The sequence below is a fragment of the Dictyobacter aurantiacus genome, from assembly GCF_003967515.1.
Taxonomy (GTDB): Bacteria; Chloroflexota; Ktedonobacteria; order Ktedonobacterales; family Ktedonobacteraceae; genus Dictyobacter; species Dictyobacter aurantiacus.
In genome coordinates this window covers 1,697,213-1,717,241 of sequence record NZ_BIFQ01000001.1, presented here as the reverse complement: position 1 = coordinate 1,717,241, position 20,029 = coordinate 1,697,213, and the positions used below count along the sequence as shown (strand labels likewise).

Genomic DNA, 20,029 nt, shown 5'->3' with positions numbered 1-20,029 from the left:
CTAGCGATTACCGACATCCTACCTGGCTTCATTTGTGATGCGATTTCGATGATGCCGTGTCGGTTTTTCCTCCTCCATTGCCATTGCCGTTACCATTACTGTTGCCGCTACCGCTGCCGTTACTACTACTATGGCTACCACTACCGCCATCGCTATTACCGCCGCCATCGCTATTACTGCCCCCGTTGCTGCTACCCTGGCCATTGCTGCTGCCATTGTCACCGTTCCCACTTTTTTCTGGATTCCTATTTTCATTGGATGTGCCATCGGTTGAGAACGTGATCATGGTTGTCTGTGCCAGAGTGTCATCAGGATTGCGCAGGGCTATCGTGACGGGCTGTTGCTCACCATTCCAATCTAGCGTGAAGATATATACTCCGTTTTGGAGCATGCCGGTAGCAGGCTGCAATTGATTGTTGATGAACAACTGCGCGCCTGGTTGAAAGCTTTCTCCTGTAATGGTAATGGTCGCCTGTGGATGTGGTGATGTTGAGATCATGACGGTTGCGTTCTTCAGATGAAGAACTTGCGCTCCCTGATAATTGAGTTCATTTGTCGTTGCCAGCTGTTCTGAGTGGTTGAGCATGGGGAGCAGATCGTGCAGGGTCGCATTGACCTCCATTTTCAGCCTGCTCAATTCGTTATTTGCATGGTTGCGATCATTTGGATCTGAAATCTCATCAATGAGCTGAGATGCTAAATGCAACTGGTGCTCCAGACTGAGCAGTTCATGATTATAGGCTTTTTCTTGCGCTGGATTGGCAAGCGTCTTCAAAACCTTGAGCTGATTACGTATACCCTGCTGAATCTGCTCTGCCTTGTCAAGTTGGGAGGGCGCCAATGCTTGCCGGGCTTTGTGCTCCAGGTTTTTTATCAAGTAAAGAGGGCTGGAAGGGGGAGCTGTTTGGGCCGCTATTGCGACAGTTCCTGCACCTAGTAGCAGACAGATAGCTAAGCTCGCCACCGCGATCTGCTTGCGTAACACGAATAGCCTTTGCCACCAGGGCCGGCTGGCGCGCTTTTGCTGGATATGGATAGCATGTGCGCGGATGCGCCTCTCCAGGCGTTGGGCGAACTGGTTGTCTACCTGTGTATGAGGTGTTGACTGGAGATATTGCGCGATCTCCAATAAATCATTGATCTCCTCGTCATCTCTGGAGGTTGCGCGGGTATGCTGTTTACCTGATATCGCCGTGCTCCGCCTGGCTTGAAGTTGTTCCTCCAATCGTTCGTTGAGGCGTTCTGATTGCGACTTCATGGTTTGACCTCCTGATGCTGCCACTTGCCAGGGTGCTGCTTTTTGGCCTGTTTTGTTTTTGGCTGTGGATTGAGAGCTCGCTGGAGACTCTGCAATGCGCGAAATTGAAGCGCTTTGACCGCGTTGGCTTTTTTCCCAATCATTTCTGCTACCGTTGCCACATCGTAACCGATGATCAGCCGCCCGACAATCACCTGGCGTTGCTCTTCGGTCAATGTATTCATGGCCTGTACGACGCTCCTCCATTCATCGCGTTGCTCGAACTGGTACACCGGATCCGTCGCTGGATGGTTGTCTGGTAGTTCGCCAATGCCGTCATGCCACGTAGCATCCTTATCCATTGGCGTCAATGAAACGGGTTCTGGTTGCCTGGCTTGCCCACGATAATAGCCAGCAATAGTCACGCGACTGATCTGCAGCAACCAGGCTGCGAAGCCGGTCTCATTAGTAGCCCGCACCTGTTGTAGCCCTTCGATCATTTTTAAAAATACTTCAGATGTTAGATCTTCTGCCAGTGATTTTTCGGGGACCCGTGCCGCAATATAACCAAAGATGGCTGGAAGAAATTGCCGGTACAATGCACTGATGGCATCTCCATCCCCTTGTTTGGCCTGATACAAGGTTTGCTCAAACGCAGGCTGCTGCGCCTCTCCGTCTGAGTTTGCCATGTCAGGAGATCGTGACCTGAAAAACATAAAGTAGCCCTTCTTACAATAATGCAGTCTCATCCTTTAATATTTATCATTCCCTCTATATTAGGTACGGGTCAAACGCGAGAAATTTAACAGGTACTACCTGATTGGCTTATTGGTATTTCCTACCAGGTATATAGTGAACAATGATGGATGGTCTGAGACGGTAAAGAAAAAATAATATTGGTTAAAAATATAATCGTTTTGGCCGTAACCAATTTTAAAAAAAGACAACTATATAAGTGAGAGACGCAGGCACAATTTACACGGGCACTGAGAACAGTAAGAATCCTGGTTTTTAGCACCGTCTATGAGAGAGAGTGTGTGTTTGCAGTTAAGGCTCTAAATGCTCGCTGCAGTTCTTAAGAACTGCAGCGAGCAATTTTTTTATCGCCATCAGAAGCGACCTGACTATATTTATTGTAACTTTTTGTGTGTGGGCGTCTACTCTTTGGATATAACCCCGGCAATTTCGGGCGCCTGTTTAAGGATACGTGGAGCGACTATGTTGGTAACAATGATGTAGAAGGCGGCTCCATAGAGTAGGGATGCGGGGAGCGTTAAGATCCAGATCCACTCAATGTGGAAGAAGATGGGGACCGCGACCGCCGCAGCCGCCGGTATGAGCAGGACGAGCATGAGCATCGTGGCTACCATAGACATAATGGCGCGTAGACAGCCTCCCTCCGCCGACAGGTTGGAAGAGGTCTGGAAGCCACGCCGCGCCAGGCGCATCTTCTGTGGCAGGTAGACGCTGGTGAAATTGCCAATGCCCAGGATGATGCCCATGGCCGCCAGTCCGAGCACGAGAGCCGGTCCTATAAAGGCCCAGGCTTTGGTGATGATGGCCGCGATCAGAATCAGCACGCAGATCTCTACCAGTCCCACTATGAAGATCGCGATATTCTTACCCCAGAGAATATATTTGGGATTGATCGGGAACAGGAAGAGGGTCGTAATGCCCTGCCGCTCAAATCCCAGCGAGTTATAGGACAGGGTGTAGAGTGTGAGCATCAGGAACAGCGGCGCGACCAGCACGGTCCAGGGTCCTATCCGCGTGAAGAGGCGTGCGCTATTGGTGCCGCTGTTATTGAAAAAGCTAAAGCTAAAGTACAGAACCAGGAAGACCAGCGATACCATCGATTGTAGGAAGACGGCCTTGATCTGTGGATCGCGCCAGAAGTACTTCAGGTCTTTCTCCAGCATGGCCTTGACCTGGACCGGGATGCGGCGCGTCAGTACGTTGCCCGAGGTCGCTCCGACTACGTTCTGGTGACGTACCGTCCTGGCCGTTCCCGCGCTCTCCGCTGTGGTCAAGCCTCGCTCCACAATCATCTGCCAGAAGAAGAGGAACAGGAACGTGATTATAATCAGCGCCAGCAGCCATACTGCGCTCATCAGCCAGTTGCCTACCGCCGCCTGCTGGATGGTACGGGCCGCCATGCCGGGAGGCAACCACTGCAGGTAGGGTGAGATGTGCGCCTGTAACAACGTATCGTAAAAGCCCCTGTTGATAAAGCCGCGCACGGCGAACTGGCACAGGTAGCCGCTGGATGAGAGCAGAACGATCAGGATCACGCTGAGATCGCGGAAGCGGCGGCTCTGCAATACCTTCTGTAGCAAGGCCAGCACCAGCTGACTGGCGGCGACCAGCTGCACATAAAACACCAGCATACTCAGCAGCGCCATCAAGGCCAGTGGAATTGATGTGGCCCAGCCCGCCACCACCGCCGCCAGGGCGATAATCAGGCCCACCGTTGGAATATCCAGCAGGGTCGAGAAGACCAGGCTTAGCATCAGTTCACCCCTGGTCAGAGGGAAGAGCGCCAGTTTGGAGATGTCCAGCCCTTCGTTGGTTGTAAACTCTAGTAGCGGCAGAATCAGCCAGAGCAAGAAAATGCCCGTCAGAACCAGGAAGAGCACCTCGGCATTAGCCGGTTCGGGCAGGAGACGATAGGCAAAAAAAGTCCCTGCGGCGATGGTTACGCCCATACCCAGCACAAACAAGGCGAGAAAGATGGTGCCGATGATGCGACCGACCTTATTGCCGCGTGTAAAGCTGCGCGTAAACATCTTCCAGCGCAGCCAGAATAACCAGCGAAGTTTATCACCGTGGATAAGCACGATATCCTCCTAATCCAGCCAGCTTAAATTGTGGTTCTCGTTGCGCACACCGATCACGTTCAAGAAGATGTCTTCCAGGGTGGCGTCTTTACTACCCCCGCTGCCGCTGGCACGCTCACGCAGTTCCTGCAGGGTGCCTTCAGCCACCAGTACCCCTTGATTGATGATGCCCACACGCGTACAGAGGCGCTCAACCACTTCCATGATGTGCGATGAGAAGAAGATGGTGGTGCCACGGCGCGTCAGATCATGGAGGATATCGCGAATGACGCGCGAACTGACGGGATCAATGCCCTCGAATGGCTCATCGAGGAAGAGTACCTGGGGACGATGGATGATGGCCGCTGCCAGCGCGGCTTTCTTGCGCATACCAACCGAATAGTCGACGATTAACTTGTCGGCATCATTGCTCAGATCCAACACCTGCAGCAGTTCTTCCGTGCGCCTCTGGATGTCGGCCTCGGCCACGCCATACATGTGTCCCGAGAAGGTGATAAATTCACGACCAGAGAGACGCTCATAGAGGTTTAAGTACTCGGGGAGTACACCCATTAGCGCGCGTGCCCGCAACGGATCTTGCCAGACATCGACACCGCCAACCCAGACATTGCCGGAGCTTGGTCGCAGTAGTCCTACCATCATCTTAATGGTTGTCGATTTGCCCGCGCCATTGGGACCAAGAAAGCCAAAGAACTCCCCCGGCCGTACCGCCAGATTGAGATTATTGACCGCCAGCTTCTGATCAAACTGACGCACAAGATTGCGGCTAACCACGGCATATGCAGTATTTGTCTGAGCCGGAACAGGATAGTTATACTGTTCCACCGGCGCCGAACTGCTAGATGCATTTGGTTCAGGGTACATCGTCATACTTAATATCCCTTTGTTATGGTAATGAGTATTGCTATGGATAATCCTGGCACTTGCCTTACGTGATATACGTTTATGGTTGACCACTTGCTGTTCACCTGTAAATAGCTGCCCGCTATGGAAGTTATAGCAATAAGCTATTTACAAATGGACACATCTATATTGACGTAGTAAATCAGGCACAATCAAATCTTTTATCTCTCTATAGCGATTTTTAGGATATGTGGGCCAATGGGTACAATTCTGCAAGCCACAAACCAGCGCATCGATGCCTGTACGAGAACACCCCCATTGTATAGTCACAATAAGGCTAAAATCAATTTTTTGTCAGCAAGAGATTGGTGAAAGCTACCTCGGAGCCAGCTGGCAAACCATTGACCCCTAAGCCGATCGATCCGGGTCCATATTTAGTATCCCTTATCGAGCCGAGCTTCTGACCATTGACGTAAAATGTAAAGGTATGGTCTTTCACCTGGACCTTCAAATTGTTTTTTCCCTTCCCGTTATGGAACTCTTTCCCGGTTGCTTTCTTCCATATGGGGTCGGACCATTTGTGTTCTTGCCTGCGATTGTCGAAGGTACAGAATTCGTACCTTCGATCAGCTTTATTGTTGATGACCCGAAATGCATAGGAGATAGGCTGCCGATTGATCTCTATATAGCTAAACAGCAGGCCATAGAAGTTATACTGACTATTCTCATCGCCTTTGATCTGCTGAGCGTCCACACTAAATGTAAAGTTGGCGGGTGTTATCTCGTTTACCAGGAGCGCGTCTGCGAAGTAGGCAATGCCGCCGGTCGCGGTTGAACTAATGTGATAGGCATTATCCTGGAAAAAAATCTTGATGCCTTTTTTGGTGAGATCATCGCGATTCTGTGTCGTTAACCATTCCCTGGTATTTGAGCTCAGTGAGTCATTAATAAGCAGCGATTGCTCAAAAGTGGCCGTAGCCTGGACATTGGCTGTGGCTGTCGCGTTCAGGCTGACCTGTTTTATTGAGCTTTTCACGGCATTTACGCTGGCCGTGGTGTGACCTGTCGTACGGGTGAGTAGATAGATACCAGAGCTGAAGATGATCAGCACGATGAAGGTGGCCAGCGCTATAAACTTGCTGTGTTGCTTAACTTTCTGCTGCCAGGTCTGGTTTTGTGGTGGAGTCGTAGGTGGTAGCGCGCTGGTATCGCTTTGCGCTAACATGGGTAGAATACCCGTCTTATATTCGCCCGGTTTGCCGGCGACGGGGATGCGCACAACTTTGACCGCCTGGTTGAGCTTGAGCATGCCGGTATCGCCGCTATACTCGCCCGCCGGGTGCATCAGTGTGCCGGTTTTACCCGGGGTTCCAGTTGGGCCCGGCAAGATACCAGTGTTGCCCAGATTCCGGGTAGCGTTGGAACTGGATGGTAGGTTGTCGGTCGTGTCGTTAGGGTTGCCCGATGGTTTAAGATCGGCCTGCCTATTCATACCAGCATCGTCCAGGCCGGCTGTGGGTGTACCCGCCTCGCCTGTACGCTGATTATTTCTCTTAGAGAACGCTGATTTCGAGAATTTCGGCTTATTGAGCTGTGATGTGTGGCCACCGGTCTGCTTGCTTGATGGCGTTTGTACCGGCGGCGCAAGCGTTTCAGGTGTATCTGGTAGTGGCGGCTGAACTGGAGATAGGGATTCCCGGGTGGTGGTTTCACCCCTCGATTGCTGGGCCTCCTGAAAGGCCTGCGTGGCCATTTCATGCCAGGAGATCTGCCGAGGCGGATTTTCACGTTGTGATGATGACAACGCTTGTGTTCCAGGCATTGCCCATGGCTCTGGCGTCTGGATAAAGGATTGGGAGGTATCTGTGCCTGCGTCATCTACGGATGAGGATGTCGGGGTGGTAGATGCGCTTGACTGTAGTGGCAGAAGACTCCGCCGTTTTGTTTTAGGCCTCAAGCGAGGAGCTATGCGTTGGTTTTCTGTCTCTGGTTCTCCCACCTTTGGAAGGGAGGGCGAGTTGAATGCTTCTGGCTGATTATTCATACATCTCTCGCAGATAATAAATGGGTGTGTCGCTATAACAATGAAAAAGAATGGTGCTGTGACGTTTTTATATATGCCCGCTGGATAAGTAGAAACCGTAAATTCGTATTTTAAATATTACCTGCTGGTTTTAATGCTACCGGATTAGCTTTTATAGCTGGCCTCTCTTTGCACCGCAATATTCGGCCCACAGACTTTTTGTGCCGATCTATAGCTGTTCCGGGCATTTATCAACTATTGTGCTGCTACTTTAGCAGATCAAAGCTATTTCTGCAACTACCTGACCCTTATGATTAGATCGGGTACACCATGTGAAGAATTGTGTTCAAAAAAGATGGGTTGGAGCAAAAATGCGCCTCAGACGTGCGTTTTTGCTCCAACCCATCTTTTTTGATGGATAGCTATCTTTAATTCATCCATTCACCGGGAATGCTGCGGTCGCGGATGCGTACGTCGATCTGGTTGTTCTTCAGTTTTTGGCCATCCTCTGTGATGCGTTTAGGCAGCTCAGAGATGTTGATGCGATGCCAGTAGGCGGCGGGGAAGAGACCGAGACCGATGGCCAGCGCCACGCCAATCTCACCCTGGTTGATTGGCAGACCAGCAGGGAGGCGGAAGAACGACTGAGAGAAGACCCCCAGCAGTACCAGGAACGCAGCTACGAACAGGATCAGCTCAAAGGCGAAGGCCGCGTAGTATGTGATAATCTCCACCCGCTTATTGTGGCGATAGAAGATGGCCAGACCCACATTGATCAGGCACAGAAAGCCTGTGACACATAGTACGACGGGGATTACCGCTGTTGATTTGAAACTGAGTCCACTTATTTGTGCGACCGTGGCTGATATGAGAGCGCTGTTAAATACTATCAAACGAGTACCTCCACCCATGTTTTGATGATGAAAATTGATAAGATCAACGACATTAATTCTTGCTCAGCACAAGATTGGTAAATGCTACCTCTGAACCGCCAGCCTGCCCATTTACACCGAGGCCGATGGAGCCGGTCCCATAGCTGGTATCATGCGCCTTGCCTACCTGCTTCCCATTTACCCAGAAGGTAAAGTCGTGCCCATCTACATGCACCTTCAGGTTGTTCTTGGCTTTGGTTCCTTTGAACTCCTTGCCGGCATTCTGCTTCCAGATGGGATCGGACCAGACGGGAGTTTTGCGGCCATCGAGGGTACAGAATTCGTACCTCAAACCACCTTTATTATTAATGACACGGAACGCGTATGATATCGGTTGCCCACCAATCTCCGTGTAGCTAAACAGTAGACCAAAGAAGTTAAAGTCGTTGTCATCTTTGCCCTTTAACTGCTGCATATCCACACTATAGGTATATCTGGTAGGTATATCCTCGTTGCGCAGAACGGAAGATGCGAAGTATGTATTATCACCGACTTTGGCAGAACTGATATGATAGGCATTATCCGTGAAGTTCATAACGATGCCTTTTTTCACCAGATCAGGGCGGTTATTTGTCGTTAACCAGCCTCTACCATTGGTTTCTAGCGGATCCGCGAATATCAGGTTGTTAAATGTTGTGGTGGCCTCAACATTGGCGGTCGCCGTGGCCTTCAAATTGGCCTGATTCTGTGCGTTGTTCCCGTTTGCCGTGCTTCCCGGGTTGGCCGCCATGTTACTGCCGCCCGAACGGGTGAACATATAGATGCCAGAGGCAAAGATGACGAGCATGACCAGAATGGCCAGCATCATAATCTTGCCCTTCTTTTTGGATCCTTCCGCCGGGTTTTGTGTCGGCGGTAGCGCGCCAGTATTGCCTTGCGAGAGGACTGGTAGGATGCCCGTCTTATATTCGCCCGGCTTACCAGCGACGGGAATGCGTACAACTTTGACCGCCTGGTTGAGTTTGAGCATGCCGGTGTCGCCACTGTATTCACCTGCCGGATGCATCAGGGTACCGGTATTACCAAGGGCACCGGTTGGACTGGGTACGAGCCCCATATTGCCCAGGTCTCTGGTGGCGTTAGGATTTGGGTGCACACCGCTACTGCCGAGGGCGCCAGTTGGGTTTCTGAAAGTGCCACTGTTGCCGAGGGCACCGGTTGGATTTCTGAAAGTGCCACTATTGCCGAGGGCACCGGTTGGTCTCCTGAATGCGCCGCTATTGCCGAAATTCTGGGTGGCATTGGGCGCGCCGTTGACGGGCGTGTGAGCCTCTGTTTGTAGATCGTTAAAGTTATTAACCGACGAACCAGCGCTGCCCAACTGTTGTGTATTTCCCTTCGGGAACAGTGGATTATTAAACATGGACGCACCAGGACCTAACTGGCCGGTGGGCGTTCGTCCGTTTGTTGGATTACCAGATTGAGCCGGTGATGATGGAAAGCCCTGCATGCCTGCTCCATGCTGTTGCTGCTGGTTTTCCTGGAAGGCCGGACCTGGATTGCTCCAGGGTTGTTGGGGCCGGAAGGATTGCGGTCCCCCATTGGTTCCCCAGGATGACTGTGAAGGAGCAAACGGTTGTTGCGCATTATTCGCAGGCACAGGCCCCGTATTCTGCTGCAAACCACGTAGACTGGTCTTATGTCTCAGGCTACCATGTTGATTGGTCGTCTTTGTATTTTCAGATGGTTCTGTGTCTCGCTCTCCTGCCTTTGGGAAAAAGGGCGAGTTAAAAGGTCCTTGTTGGTTATTCATAATCTCTCACCGGTCATAAATAGCGTATGTCAACAGTAGGTGCTGGGCTTGCCCCAGCTTAGTGCCGGGCTTGCCGTAGGTGCTGGGTTTGTCCCAGCTTTGGGCTTGCCCCGCTCAATATCCTGTTTGTTTTAAATATTGTTGTGTTTGAATGCGCGCGTTCTCGCTGGCGGGGCTGGTCAACGTTGGAGACCCTTTTTTCGTCCCTTGTTTTGCACCAGGTGCAGGTGCGTTGAAAGGATGGTCCGAAAGGATCGTTGATCCGCTGGCGGTGAACCGGGTGCTGGCGCCGGTTGTGAACGCGATGCTGTGTGATGGCCCACGCTCGCCTGATGCTGGTGTGCTGGAAACAGGCCGCGTGAGCATGTATAGAAGCAAGCCCAGGACCAGCAGGATGATCGCGCCAATCACCAGTGTTGTCTTCTTATGGCTCTTGACCCATTCTATCAGAGTAGGCAACTGAGAGAGCACCGATAGTACTTCAGTCGCTATCCTCTTATTTTGTCCTGTCACTGCCTGTTGATCCGCGGCCGGTATTCCTGCCCGGATGCCTGGCTCATGATGAGGTTGGGCCGAGGATTCCGTTTTGGTGGCCCCTGGCTGGATACCTTCGAGCAGGCCGAAGGCGCGTGTAGTCTTCTCATTCGAGGTCGCGGGATGGCCTTGATCAGGGCTGTTCTTCAGCAGGGGCTGTGGCATCGTTGGTACTGTATTGGTAATCAGTCCTCCGGGTTTGCTGGCTCCCTTATGCAGACCGCGTAGATTCGTTTTATGCCCCAGTTTCAGACGAGGCGGCATAAACATCTTTCTGTTTCCAGTCTCTGTAGCATTCCCGATCTGGTTACTGGCTAGCAGTGCGGATTGCACATTCTCCCCTACCGGTGGCAAGGGCGTCTGCCTGGCCCCTGGTCGCAGGCCTCCGTGCCGGACTTCGGTCCCGATGGTTGGCGGTAAAGGTGTCTGGCCACTATTTGGCGTTTCTGGAATTTCCTGGCCCTGCAGCAGTGAGTCCGCGCCCGGCACTGCCGTTGGCTGTGGGCTGGCGGACTTGAAAGCCGCGATATCTGTCTCGGTCAGGATACCGGAGAATGATGGTAGTGTCATCCTGGTCTGGGCCACAATATCGTGGCGCGCTGTAAACGACTGGGCGACCTTGCCAGCTGATTCATGAGGAAGCTGCTGTACTGTTTCGTGTGCCGCTTTCACCGGTTCCTGCTGAGGAGTCGCTATGGGCATCTGACTTTGCCAGACCGGATCAAAGAGTCCTCGGCGGCGGTTACCGGATTCCATCGATCCGTCTACCTGTACGCCAGCCGCTTCCAGGGCCAACCGGAAGGCGCTGGCCAGGTCGCGTGCGCGCTGGTAGCGATCGACTGGCCGTTTCGCCAGGACGCGTAAAATGACCTGTTCGGCGGCCGGGGGCAAATCTGGACGATACATTCTGGGTAGCGGCGGTGGCGTATGTAAATGTTGCAGGGCCACTTTCATTGGCGTCTCACCTTGAAAGGGAGGCGTGCCTGCTACCATATGATAGAGTAAGACGCCCAGTGAATAAATATCCGCCCTCGCGTCTACTACGCTACCTATAACCTGCTCGGGGGCCATATAATCTGGCGTCCCCATTGGCATCCCGACCTCGGAAAGTGGATTCTGACTGCGCTGCTGACCATCGGTAATAATCTTGACCAGGCCAAAATCGGTGAGCAGGAGGCGCTTCTCTGGCGTCATTAAAATATTGGCGGGCTTGATGTCGCGGTGGACAACCTTGCGCTCATGCGCAAAATCCAGCGCGGCCGCCATCTGTTCAAGATAGCTCACCACGCGCGTCAAAGGTAATTTGCCCTCTGTATCCAGCTCGTCGCGTAAAGTCCCACCGCTGATATAGGGCATGACCAGGTACGCCAATCCGTCTAATTCTCCATACTCGTGGACCGGTGTAATGTTGGGATGCTCTAACGAAGCGGCCGCATCGGTCTCTCGTCTGAAGCGCTCTAGAAATGCTTTATGTTGCTGCGGTTTGAAGGTCGTAATGGGTAGAAGAACTTTGACCGCAACCTGGCGGCGCGGACGAGACTGCTGAGCCAGATAAACTGCACCCATACCACCCCGTCCAATCACCTTTTGTAGCGTGCAGGTGCCGAGCACCTTGCCGCATAACTCTTCTGCGTTCATGATACTTTACCCCTTTGCCGACAAAAGCTGGCTATCTGGTGTGAATGATCCAAACACCGTCCCAGAGGCTGTCCCCTTTCTGTGAGATTACAAGACAGTTGTAATAGATGGTGTTAGTTACGTGTAAGCAAGAGATTCGTGAAGGCTACTTCCGTGCCATCTTTATTGACGATCATACCCACAGAACCATTTTTATAGGTTCCATCCTGAAAGACTTTGGATAATTTTTTGCCATTTACGGTGACCGTAAATCTGTCACCATTCATTGCGATCGTAATGGTATTGGCCTGCTTACCCTGGTGGAATTCATTGCCCGTTGGCAGGGTGCTGTTTTTGATCTGTATCCAGGGATTTGGCTGGCTATCATCGTAGCGCCAGAACTGGTATTCTTTCCCTTTTACATTTGTCACTTCAAAGGTGTAAAAGGTTGTGTTGGTCTTACCGTTTTTCTGTTGCTGGTTGAAGCGCAAGATCATGCCAAAGGTGTTGTTGGGATCGTTGTCGTCACCTTTGACCTCCTGCATGGTTACGCGATAGGTGAGCGGGCCATCAAACGTTTTTTGCGGTAGGATGGCCCCGCTGCCTTTGTTGCCCTGCACTGCGATATGATACGCGCCATTTTTAAAGGCATAGAGATTGGGGGGGTCGGTGCGCCATCCATTGATGTTTTTGCTTAATGGATCAGAGACCAGCACATTAGCGCTCGCGGTCGCGCTGGCCATCGCGCCTGGATCATTGGCGGTATTGCCGGCCGCCGTTGTGCTCGCTTGCTGGTTGCCCTGCGTTTTATTCTGATTTTGCGAGAATAAGAGCCCTCCGGCTATGGATGCCAGGACTACGCATACAATGACCAATGCGATGGTATTCTTCACCCATGGCTTAAGACCTGGTTTAGCGGTTGCTGGTTCGGCTGGCTTCTCTTCTGGTTGCCTTTCAAAAGGCAGGATGCCGGTAATATAGCGTCCGGGTTGGCCAGCGACCGGCACCTTCACCACTTTGACTGGATCATTCAGTTTGAGCGTGCCGGTTGAACCATTTTGCTCTGCTGTGTTCAGGGCGCCCGTTGGCGTTTTAGGGAAGGCCGCATTCTGAGTCAGGTTGTTGGGCGTCTGTGGCGGCTCTTTACTCCAGGCCGGGTTGAGTCCGTTGCTCGCTGTTGCGGTGGCCTGCCCTTTGTTGATCGTTGGCAGCATGCCCGTTCCGACCAGGGGGAATTGTCCCGTTTTGGAGAGGAGTCCACCGCCGGCTGCTCTGGGTGCGCCTATCGGATCAGGTGCGCTCATTGTATGAGTGGCCCCCGATCCAGCCTGTGGCAATTGACCGCTTTTTGAGAGCAGACCACCCGTTGGGCGAGCGGTGGCACCGGCTGGAGTTATGTTGGTGCGGCCCAGCAATCCACCGTTCTGCCGAGGTTGCACTGCTTCTACGGCTGGCTGCCGAGGAGCCTGATTGTTGGCGGACCGGTTCAGTACGTTCCCCATTGGCTGTGCATCCGTTTTCGTCACTTTAGGCATCGAGGCGGTCTGGCGCATGGGATCAAACTGGCCCCTGGGAATAGCCAGGCGTGAAGCGGTCGAACCACTTAGCAAGCCCGCCCATGTCTGTTCTGGATCAAGTTGGATGCCTGAATTGACGACGGCCGAGCGAAACGCCCGTGCCATGTCCTGGGCGCGCATATAGCGGTCTCCTGGCCGTTTCGCCATCGCCCGCAACACCACCTGCTCGGCTGCAATCGGTAGATCCGGGCGCAGCATCTGCGGTGAGGGAGGTGGTATCTGCAGATGTTGTGCTGCGATCTGCATCGGCGTCTCACCCTGGAAAGGTGTTGTTCCGGTGAGCATCTGGAAGAGGATAACCCCCAGCGAATAGAGGTCGGCACGGGTATCGACCTCTTCACCAATGACCTGTTCCGGCGCCATATAGTCCGGTGTGCCGACTGGAGCCCCAGCTCCAGTCAGGCGCACCTGCGGTGCCTGTCCTGCGGCGATAATTTTGACGAGGCCAAAGTCGGATAATAGCAGACGGCCTTCGTTGGTGACCATGATATTGGCGGGCTTGATGTCGCGGTGGATGACCCCGTGTTCGTGAGCAAAGTCGAGGGCGGCGGCGAGTTGTTCTAAATAATTTACGGTGTGCTGCAGGCTGAGAGGCCCTTCTCGCTCCAATTCATCGCGCAGGGTGCCTCCAGATACATAGGGCATGACCAGGTACGCCAGGCCGCCCTGTTCCCCGTATTCATGCACGGGCATAATGTTCGGGTGTTCCAACGAGGCTGCGGCATCAGTTTCGCGACGAAAGCGTTCCAGGAATGCGGCCAGTTGATTGGCGTTTAATTGTGTTATCGGTAGAAGCACTTTGACCGCAACCTGACGGCGGGGGCGAGATTGTTGGGCAAGGAACACGGCCCCCATGCCCCCCTGTCCTACCAGTTTTTGGAGTGTGCATGTGCCCAATACCCTTCCAATCAATGCTTCTGCGTTCATCAAAACTCTCTACCCCTCTATTACAACTGGCGCTCACTTTGCCAGCGAATACTAAGCTTAATCTTTTCACCCCGCCTTCCCGACATACTTGTACCTTTGTACATATTAGTCAACTTCCATGCGTCTGACAATGAAATGGCAGGGCAAGCATGACCAAAGTAATGTCTATTACTGCGTCAATTTGTGCTTTCGTGCTACTTAGTAGCATTGGATTATACGCAGAATTGTTTGTTTCGCGAGGGGTGTACGACATGTAGCCTGTTTCAGTGGATTTCACGCTGTTACTCATTGTACATGCGTGGCGTTTTATGCCTGGCTGACGGCACCTGTGGTGGAGAAATGAAAAGAAGAGATTTCGTATGAGAGCGGGACTGCCAGGGATGGCGCGCCGTCCCTGGCAGTCCCGCTCTCATACGAAAAAAGGATGAACATTCTTGTGACCACGTCCTGGTCGGGTTAAAGGTCGCCGACGAATGTTTCTGGGTCTGAAAGGCCCTGAGGATCGCGATCCTCCTCGGCATCCAGGGGGACCTCTTCGGGTCCTAGCTGGACCGCCATGGAGGGGACCGTGCGGCTCTGGGCGATAATGCCATGGAGCAACGCTGCGGAGGCTTGCGCTAGCATGGGACGCAAGCGCTCCATGCTGGCTCGTTGTTGCTGTTGCTGTTCGTTGCGCCTCTTTTCGTAGCGGGGCGTATTGCTCTCATTGTAGATGCCTTCAACCATGACTGGCGATATCTGTTCCCAGATATCACGGCTGTCCAATACCTGTCCAACGGCTGATTGGAGCTGCTGGATGAGATCGATGGTCTGGTTGAGCAACATCATGATGTCACCTTCGGCCAGGTCGATGCGCTTCATCAGGCCGCTGAGCGTCATGTTGCGGGCCCAGGAGAGGGCAAGACCATGAAATTCAGGTACAAAGCCTGGTGTAGAGCTGATCCCGGCGCGCTCCTCAACCCCTCGTACATGTTGAATAATATGCCAGAGCTCACGACGTATCTGGGTCAGACGCGCATGCATGACATGTCGATTGTTCAGACGCCGATCGTTGTCGTACGTGAACCAGCTACAGACCTCGGCCAGTTCAGCTGGCGAGAGCTCGTCCAGGTAGCCGTTGGTGATCAGCTCGACCAGCACGATACCGGCGGGATGGAAGATGTTGCGCAGCAGCCTCCCTTTGAGGGTAAGCTGTTCATCCTGGCCGATATGCCCCAATGCGCGCAGGGCGAAGATAGTTCCGTCCAGTTCAGCGGCTCCGGCACGGCTGAGCGGGAAGGCGCCGATCTTCTCACGCCGCTTCTCCAGGGCCCGTTCCGCTTCTACGGATGCCGCGCCCTTTTTCTTTTTGCCCGACTTGCTGGCTTTGCGATAGCGTTTTTCCAGCCGCTGGAGCTCGTTGATCTCCCACAACAGGTAGCGCTGATACTCGCGCAGGCTGGAGGCGCAGATGCGCCGCAGGTGTTGAAGATCAGTGGGTCGCCAGAGATTGAGCACCGAGTTGTAGCGGATTACAAATGAACTGGTGACGGGCAACATATCGCCGGTAATCTTTTGAAACGATGGCTCAAATGGCTCCCAGGGCGAATAGGGAATGATGGCGGCCCCGCGCGTGTCCATGCCACGGCGTCCGGCGCGTCCGGTGAGCTGGCGGTACTCGTTGGGCGTGAGTAGCCGCATTTCCTGGCCGTCAAACTTGCTCAGGCTGCCTACAATGACCGAGCGTGCGGGCATATTGATACCTAGCGCCAGGGTATCGGTGGCGAAAACGGCGCGCAACTGACCACGGGCGAACAGCGTTTCTACCAGCACTTTCAGTCCTGGCAGCAGACCGGCATGGTGAAAGGCCAGGCCACGCGGCAGTAGATTGAGCAGGGCATGCACCTGTTGCAGGTTGCGATCTTCCTTGGGAAGGTGTTCCAGCCAGATGCTGGTCTCCTCGCGGATCAAGGCTTCTTCCTCCGGGGTCGTGAAGTTGTGCATGGAGGCGCTCATGGCGGCCTCTTCCACGACGCGTCGACCCGGCAGGAAGTAGAGACAGGGCAGCATGTCGCTATCACGCAGGACCGTCAGGATCTCGCCTGGTTCGGGAGCTTTGCGCTGCCGGGGACGGCGTCCGCGCGGCTTCTCCTGGTGAGCTACGTCCCCATTGGTCTGCGCTTCAGCGCTGCTGCTGGCCTGTGGACTGTTTTCATCGCGCTCCTCTGCCTGGCTGGAGCTCTCTTTAAATCCCGATCCTGACCCTTTGCGTGGTTGGGAACGTAGCCGTTCGCGCTCCTTGCGCGAGAGGCGGTGATCCTGTGGTCGTGGCGCCCGGTTGCGACGGCGACGCTCTTCCCAGAGATCGGTATCTAAATCTTCTTCCTCATCCTCACCCTCGTCGTCAAAGGTAAAGACCCGGTTGCGGCCCAGCATCTGCGCCAGCTTGGCTTCACCTCCGGTCTGGGGAAACTTCTCAACCCGGTTGCCGTCCGCGTCCTGTACCAGGTGCAGCTTGCCGTCCAGGAAGTAGTAGTGTTCCAATGGTACCGCGCGCTGCTCGTGGGTGATCAAAGAGATCGGGCGGTGGACCCGGCTAATCCAGCTGGCCAGGTCCTCGGCGTTGCTGACTGTGGCCGAGAGACCAACAAGCTGAACATGAGGCGGCGAACAGATGATGGCTTCTTCCCATACCGGTCCACGCCCTATATCACTCAGATAGTGTAATTCATCGAAAACGACATAACCTACATCCGCCAGGTTTGAAGGGCTACCAGCGGATGCTGGATCGCTCTCTTCTTCAAGCAGCATATTGCGATAGACTTCAGTGGTCATGATAACGATCGAAGCACGACTGCGCTCAACGATATCACCAGTTACCAGGCCCACTGCGTCCGCGCCATATACCTCACGCAGATCGCGGTACTTCTGATTCGAGAGGGCCTTTAAGGGAGTCGTATAGATGACCCTCTGCCTCTTTTGTTGTGCACGCCAAATGGCGTATTCTGCTACCAGGGTTTTACCTGTCCCCGTAGGTGCCGCAACGAGCACGGATTGTCCGTGCGCGAGCTGGTCCATCGCTTCCAGTTGAAACGTGTCAATTGGAAATGTATAACGCGCGGCAAAGGCCTGAATATCAGCCTGGGGATCGTGCTCGGTCACCACGTATTCTTCCATCTCTTCTTTAATTCATTACCGACTATTTTTCGCACTATTGTAACACCTCTCAATAACCTTCACAAGGTAGCGAATGTCCCGTTTGGGCTGTATCACTTGCAACTTGTACAGTTCTTCGCTATACTAATCCCTATACAATACGAATACAAAATGTGTTCCAGCGTTGAGGAAGAAGAGTAATCTGTACTGGATAGCAGCGAGCCGATGGTTGGTGTGAGATCGGCAATCACAGGCGGGTGAAGGGCGCTTCTGAGGTGGATGCATTGAACATAACTGAGTGGCTTCACTGTTTGGTGAAGAAGCAGGGTGGGACCGCGCATGTCGCTGTAAAACGTAGTTGCCCCAGGCCTACGTTAGCGCATTCGTCCCTGGGCTATAGATGCCTGGGGCTTTTTTTTGCGGAGGAAACCACTCATGACACAAATTGAAGAGAATAAGCCGGAGGTAAAGGATACCCCTCTGGTCCCCATTGAAAAAGTTGTCTCCCTGTCCAAGCGCCGTGGTTTTGTTTTCCCCAATTCAGAGATTTATGGCGGCGTAGCTGGCATCTACGATTTTGGCCCCCTTGGCGTTGAGATGCGCAACAATATCAGGCGCTACTGGTGGTGGTCGATGGTTCAGAACCACGATAACGTCGTCGGCATCGAAGGTGCTACCATCACGCATCCACGTGTCTGGGAAGCCAGTGGTCACGTGGAAAATTTTGTAGATCGCCTGGTTGATTGTAAAAAGTGTAAGCGCCGCTTCCGTACCGATCACCTGGAGCCTGAGAATCTGGAGCAGCACAAGTGTCCCGTCTGCGGTGGTGAGTTGACCAGTGAGCCCCGTGTCTTTAACCTGCTGATGGAGACCTACCTGGGCGTGGTTGAAGGCGATCGCATGAAGACCTATCTGCGCGGTGAGGCCTGTCAGAATATTTACCTGGACTATGATAACGTGGTGAAGTCATCGCGCGTCCAGGTTCCCTTTGGCATCTGCCAGATCGGTAAGGCGTATCGCAACGAAGTGACCCCTGGTAACTTCCTGTTCCGACAGCGCGAGTTCGAGCAGTGGGATCTGCAGTTCTTTGTTCATCCCAGCGAGATGGACAAGTGGTATGAGTACTGGAAGAATTTCCGCTTCGAATGGTATAAGGGCATCGTGAACCATAAGGATCGCCTGCGCTTCCGCGAGCATGCCAGCGATGAACTGGCCCACTATGCTAAAAAGGCTTTCGATGTGGAGTATAAGACGGTGTTGGGCTGGCAGGAATGGGAAGGCATTCACTGGCGTCAGGACTGGGATCTCTCGCGCCACTCTGAGTATAGTGGCCAGGATCTGAGCTATACCGACCCGCTGACGAAAGAGCGCTATATTCCCTGGATCGTTGAGACCTCCGGTGGTGTTGATCGCACCTTCTTGAACCTGCTGCTGGATGCCTATGAGGAAGAGCCAGATCCTAATGGGAAAGAGCCTCGTACCGTCCTGCACCTGCATCCCTGGCTGGCGCCTGTGAAGGTCGCGGTGCTGCCGCTGCAGAAGAACAAGGAAGAACTGGTCTCGACCGCGCGTTCTATTCACGAAAACCTACGCCGCTATATGGTGTCGCAGTATGACGATGTGGCCAATATCGGGCGCCGCTATCGTCGCCAGGATGAGATTGGTACGCCGTTCTGCGTGACCGTTGACTTCCAGACTCTGGACGATCAGACTGTGACGGTGCGTGAGCGCGATGGTATGACCCAGGTTCGCCTGCCAATCAGCGAGTTGACCATGTACCTGCTGGATCGCGTCACCTGGAAGTAGCTGGCGCATAGTTGCCCCTTGGTGGCCTGGTAGAGATGCTCTGTTTATCATATTGAGCATCTCTACCAGGCTATTTTTTCTCCAATCCTTTTTTGTCGTTCTCACTGTTTAAGTTAGTACTTCTGGAAAAGAAATAGTCCCATCTTTCAATTTTTTTTCTATCTCTGCTATAGTGAATCTGGGGATTTTCTCACCAGTAACTCACATCAAACGTATAGTAATTGTTGTGTTGGTTCAATATTGTATGTTGATCAGTATTAGTGAGCGTCTTTCTCTCATCTTATCGAGGTACTTGAGCGCCCCCGCGCGGGCGTCCGCTGACGCGGCCGCCCTGATTTTGTGAGTTGATGCATAGGCTGCGCATCCGCGCAGCCTATGCATCAACTCAAAACTAGTTTCTGAGCACCGCAGATGCTCAACAGCCCATAGTAGGGTGGTGCAACAGGGGCTATGCATCAACTCAAAACTAGTTTCTGAGCACCGCAGATGCTCAACAGCCCATAGTATGGTGGTGCAACAGGGGTGCGGATGCGCAGCCTATGCATCAACTCAAAACTAGTTTCTGAGCACCACAGATGCTCAACAGCCCATAGTATGGTGGTGCAACAGGGGCTATGCATCAACTCAAAACTAGTTTCTGAGCGCCACAGATGCTCAACAGCCCATAGTATGGTGGTGCAACAGGGGCGCATCCGCGCCCCTGTTGCACCACCATACAAAACCGGTGCGGCCGCGTCAGCGGACGCCCGCGCGGGGGCGCTCAAGCACACCAGTAAAAAGTGTGTCTGACACTCTCTAAGCTGAAATT

At 53.2% G+C, this 20,029-nt stretch carries 11 protein-coding genes; 1 reads left to right on the top strand and 10 read right to left on the bottom strand.

All coding sequences use genetic code 11. The features are described 5' to 3' along the window. Nucleotides 1-28: 28 nt before the first annotated feature. From KTT_RS36100 to KTT_RS06795, 10 genes are all read right to left on the bottom strand, one after another. The gene (locus KTT_RS36100; protein WP_160145693.1) at nucleotides 29-1,258 is read right to left on the bottom strand and encodes a hypothetical protein; all 1,230 of its coding nucleotides are present in this window, start codon (nucleotides 1,256-1,258) and stop codon (nucleotides 29-31) included. Continuing rightward, nucleotides 1,255-1,926: an RNA polymerase sigma factor gene (locus tag KTT_RS06835; RefSeq protein WP_126595264.1), complete on the bottom strand. Its 672-nt coding sequence runs from the start codon at nucleotides 1,924-1,926 to the stop codon at nucleotides 1,255-1,257. The genes KTT_RS36100 and KTT_RS06835 overlap by 4 nt, the downstream gene beginning before the upstream one ends. 468 nt (nucleotides 1,927-2,394) lie before the next feature. Next, nucleotides 2,395-4,074, bottom strand: a complete 1,680-nt coding sequence (locus KTT_RS06830; RefSeq protein WP_126595263.1) for an ABC transporter permease — start codon at nucleotides 4,072-4,074, stop codon at nucleotides 2,395-2,397. A gap of 9 nt (nucleotides 4,075-4,083) precedes the next feature. Next, nucleotides 4,084-4,944, bottom strand: coding sequence for an ABC transporter ATP-binding protein (locus KTT_RS06825; RefSeq protein WP_218030847.1), 861 nt, complete (start codon nucleotides 4,942-4,944; stop codon nucleotides 4,084-4,086). A 316-nt stretch (nucleotides 4,945-5,260) separates the two neighbouring features. Continuing rightward, nucleotides 5,261-6,721, bottom strand: coding sequence for a hypothetical protein (locus KTT_RS06820; RefSeq protein ID WP_126595262.1), 1,461 nt, complete (start codon nucleotides 6,719-6,721; stop codon nucleotides 5,261-5,263). Nucleotides 6,722-7,368: 647 nt separating this feature from the next. Beyond that, nucleotides 7,369-7,833, bottom strand: a complete 465-nt coding sequence (locus KTT_RS06815; RefSeq protein WP_126595261.1) for a hypothetical protein — start codon at nucleotides 7,831-7,833, stop codon at nucleotides 7,369-7,371. A 52-nt stretch (nucleotides 7,834-7,885) separates the two neighbouring features. After that, on the bottom strand, nucleotides 7,886-9,625 hold the full coding sequence (locus KTT_RS06810) for a hypothetical protein (protein WP_126595260.1): 1,740 nt from the start codon (nucleotides 9,623-9,625) through the stop codon (nucleotides 7,886-7,888). Between the two features lie 114 nt (nucleotides 9,626-9,739). Further along, nucleotides 9,740-11,797, bottom strand: coding sequence for a serine/threonine-protein kinase (locus KTT_RS06805; RefSeq protein ID WP_126595259.1), 2,058 nt, complete (start codon nucleotides 11,795-11,797; stop codon nucleotides 9,740-9,742). Between the two features lie 113 nt (nucleotides 11,798-11,910). Then, nucleotides 11,911-14,280: a serine/threonine protein kinase gene (locus KTT_RS06800; RefSeq protein WP_126595258.1), complete on the bottom strand. Its 2,370-nt coding sequence runs from the start codon at nucleotides 14,278-14,280 to the stop codon at nucleotides 11,911-11,913. A gap of 456 nt (nucleotides 14,281-14,736) precedes the next feature. Then, entirely contained in the window at nucleotides 14,737-17,436 is a 2,700-nt protein-coding gene (locus KTT_RS06795) for a DEAD/DEAH box helicase (RefSeq protein ID WP_126595257.1), read from the bottom strand. A gap of 414 nt (nucleotides 17,437-17,850) precedes the next feature. On the opposite strand from KTT_RS06795, the gene KTT_RS06790 reads away from it, so the two are divergent. Further along, entirely contained in the window at nucleotides 17,851-19,221 is a 1,371-nt protein-coding gene (locus tag KTT_RS06790) for a glycine--tRNA ligase (RefSeq protein ID WP_126595256.1), read from the top strand. Nucleotides 19,222-20,029 lie beyond the last annotated feature (808 nt).

Bases quoted from the DNA above. Each gene is read 5' to 3' on its own strand.
- KTT_RS36100 (WP_160145693.1), bottom strand. From the start codon at position 1,258: ATGAAGTCGCAATCAGAACGCCTCAACGAACGATTGGAGGAACAACTT.
- KTT_RS06835 (WP_126595264.1), bottom strand. From the start codon at position 1,926: ATGGCAAACTCAGACGGAGAGGCGCAGCAGCCTGCGTTTGAGCAAACC.
- KTT_RS06825 (WP_218030847.1), bottom strand. From the start codon at position 4,944: ATGACGATGTACCCTGAACCAAATGCATCTAGCAGTTCGGCGCCGGTG.
- KTT_RS06810 (WP_126595260.1), bottom strand. From the start codon at position 9,625: ATGAATAACCAACAAGGACCTTTTAACTCGCCCTTTTTCCCAAAGGCA.
- KTT_RS06805 (WP_126595259.1), bottom strand. From the start codon at position 11,797: ATGAACGCAGAAGAGTTATGCGGCAAGGTGCTCGGCACCTGCACGCTA.
- KTT_RS06800 (WP_126595258.1), bottom strand. From the start codon at position 14,280: ATGAACGCAGAAGCATTGATTGGAAGGGTATTGGGCACATGCACACTC.
- KTT_RS06795 (WP_126595257.1), bottom strand. From the start codon at position 17,436: ATGGAAGAATACGTGGTGACCGAGCACGATCCCCAGGCTGATATTCAG.
- KTT_RS06790 (WP_126595256.1), top strand. From the start codon at position 17,851: ATGACACAAATTGAAGAGAATAAGCCGGAGGTAAAGGATACCCCTCTG.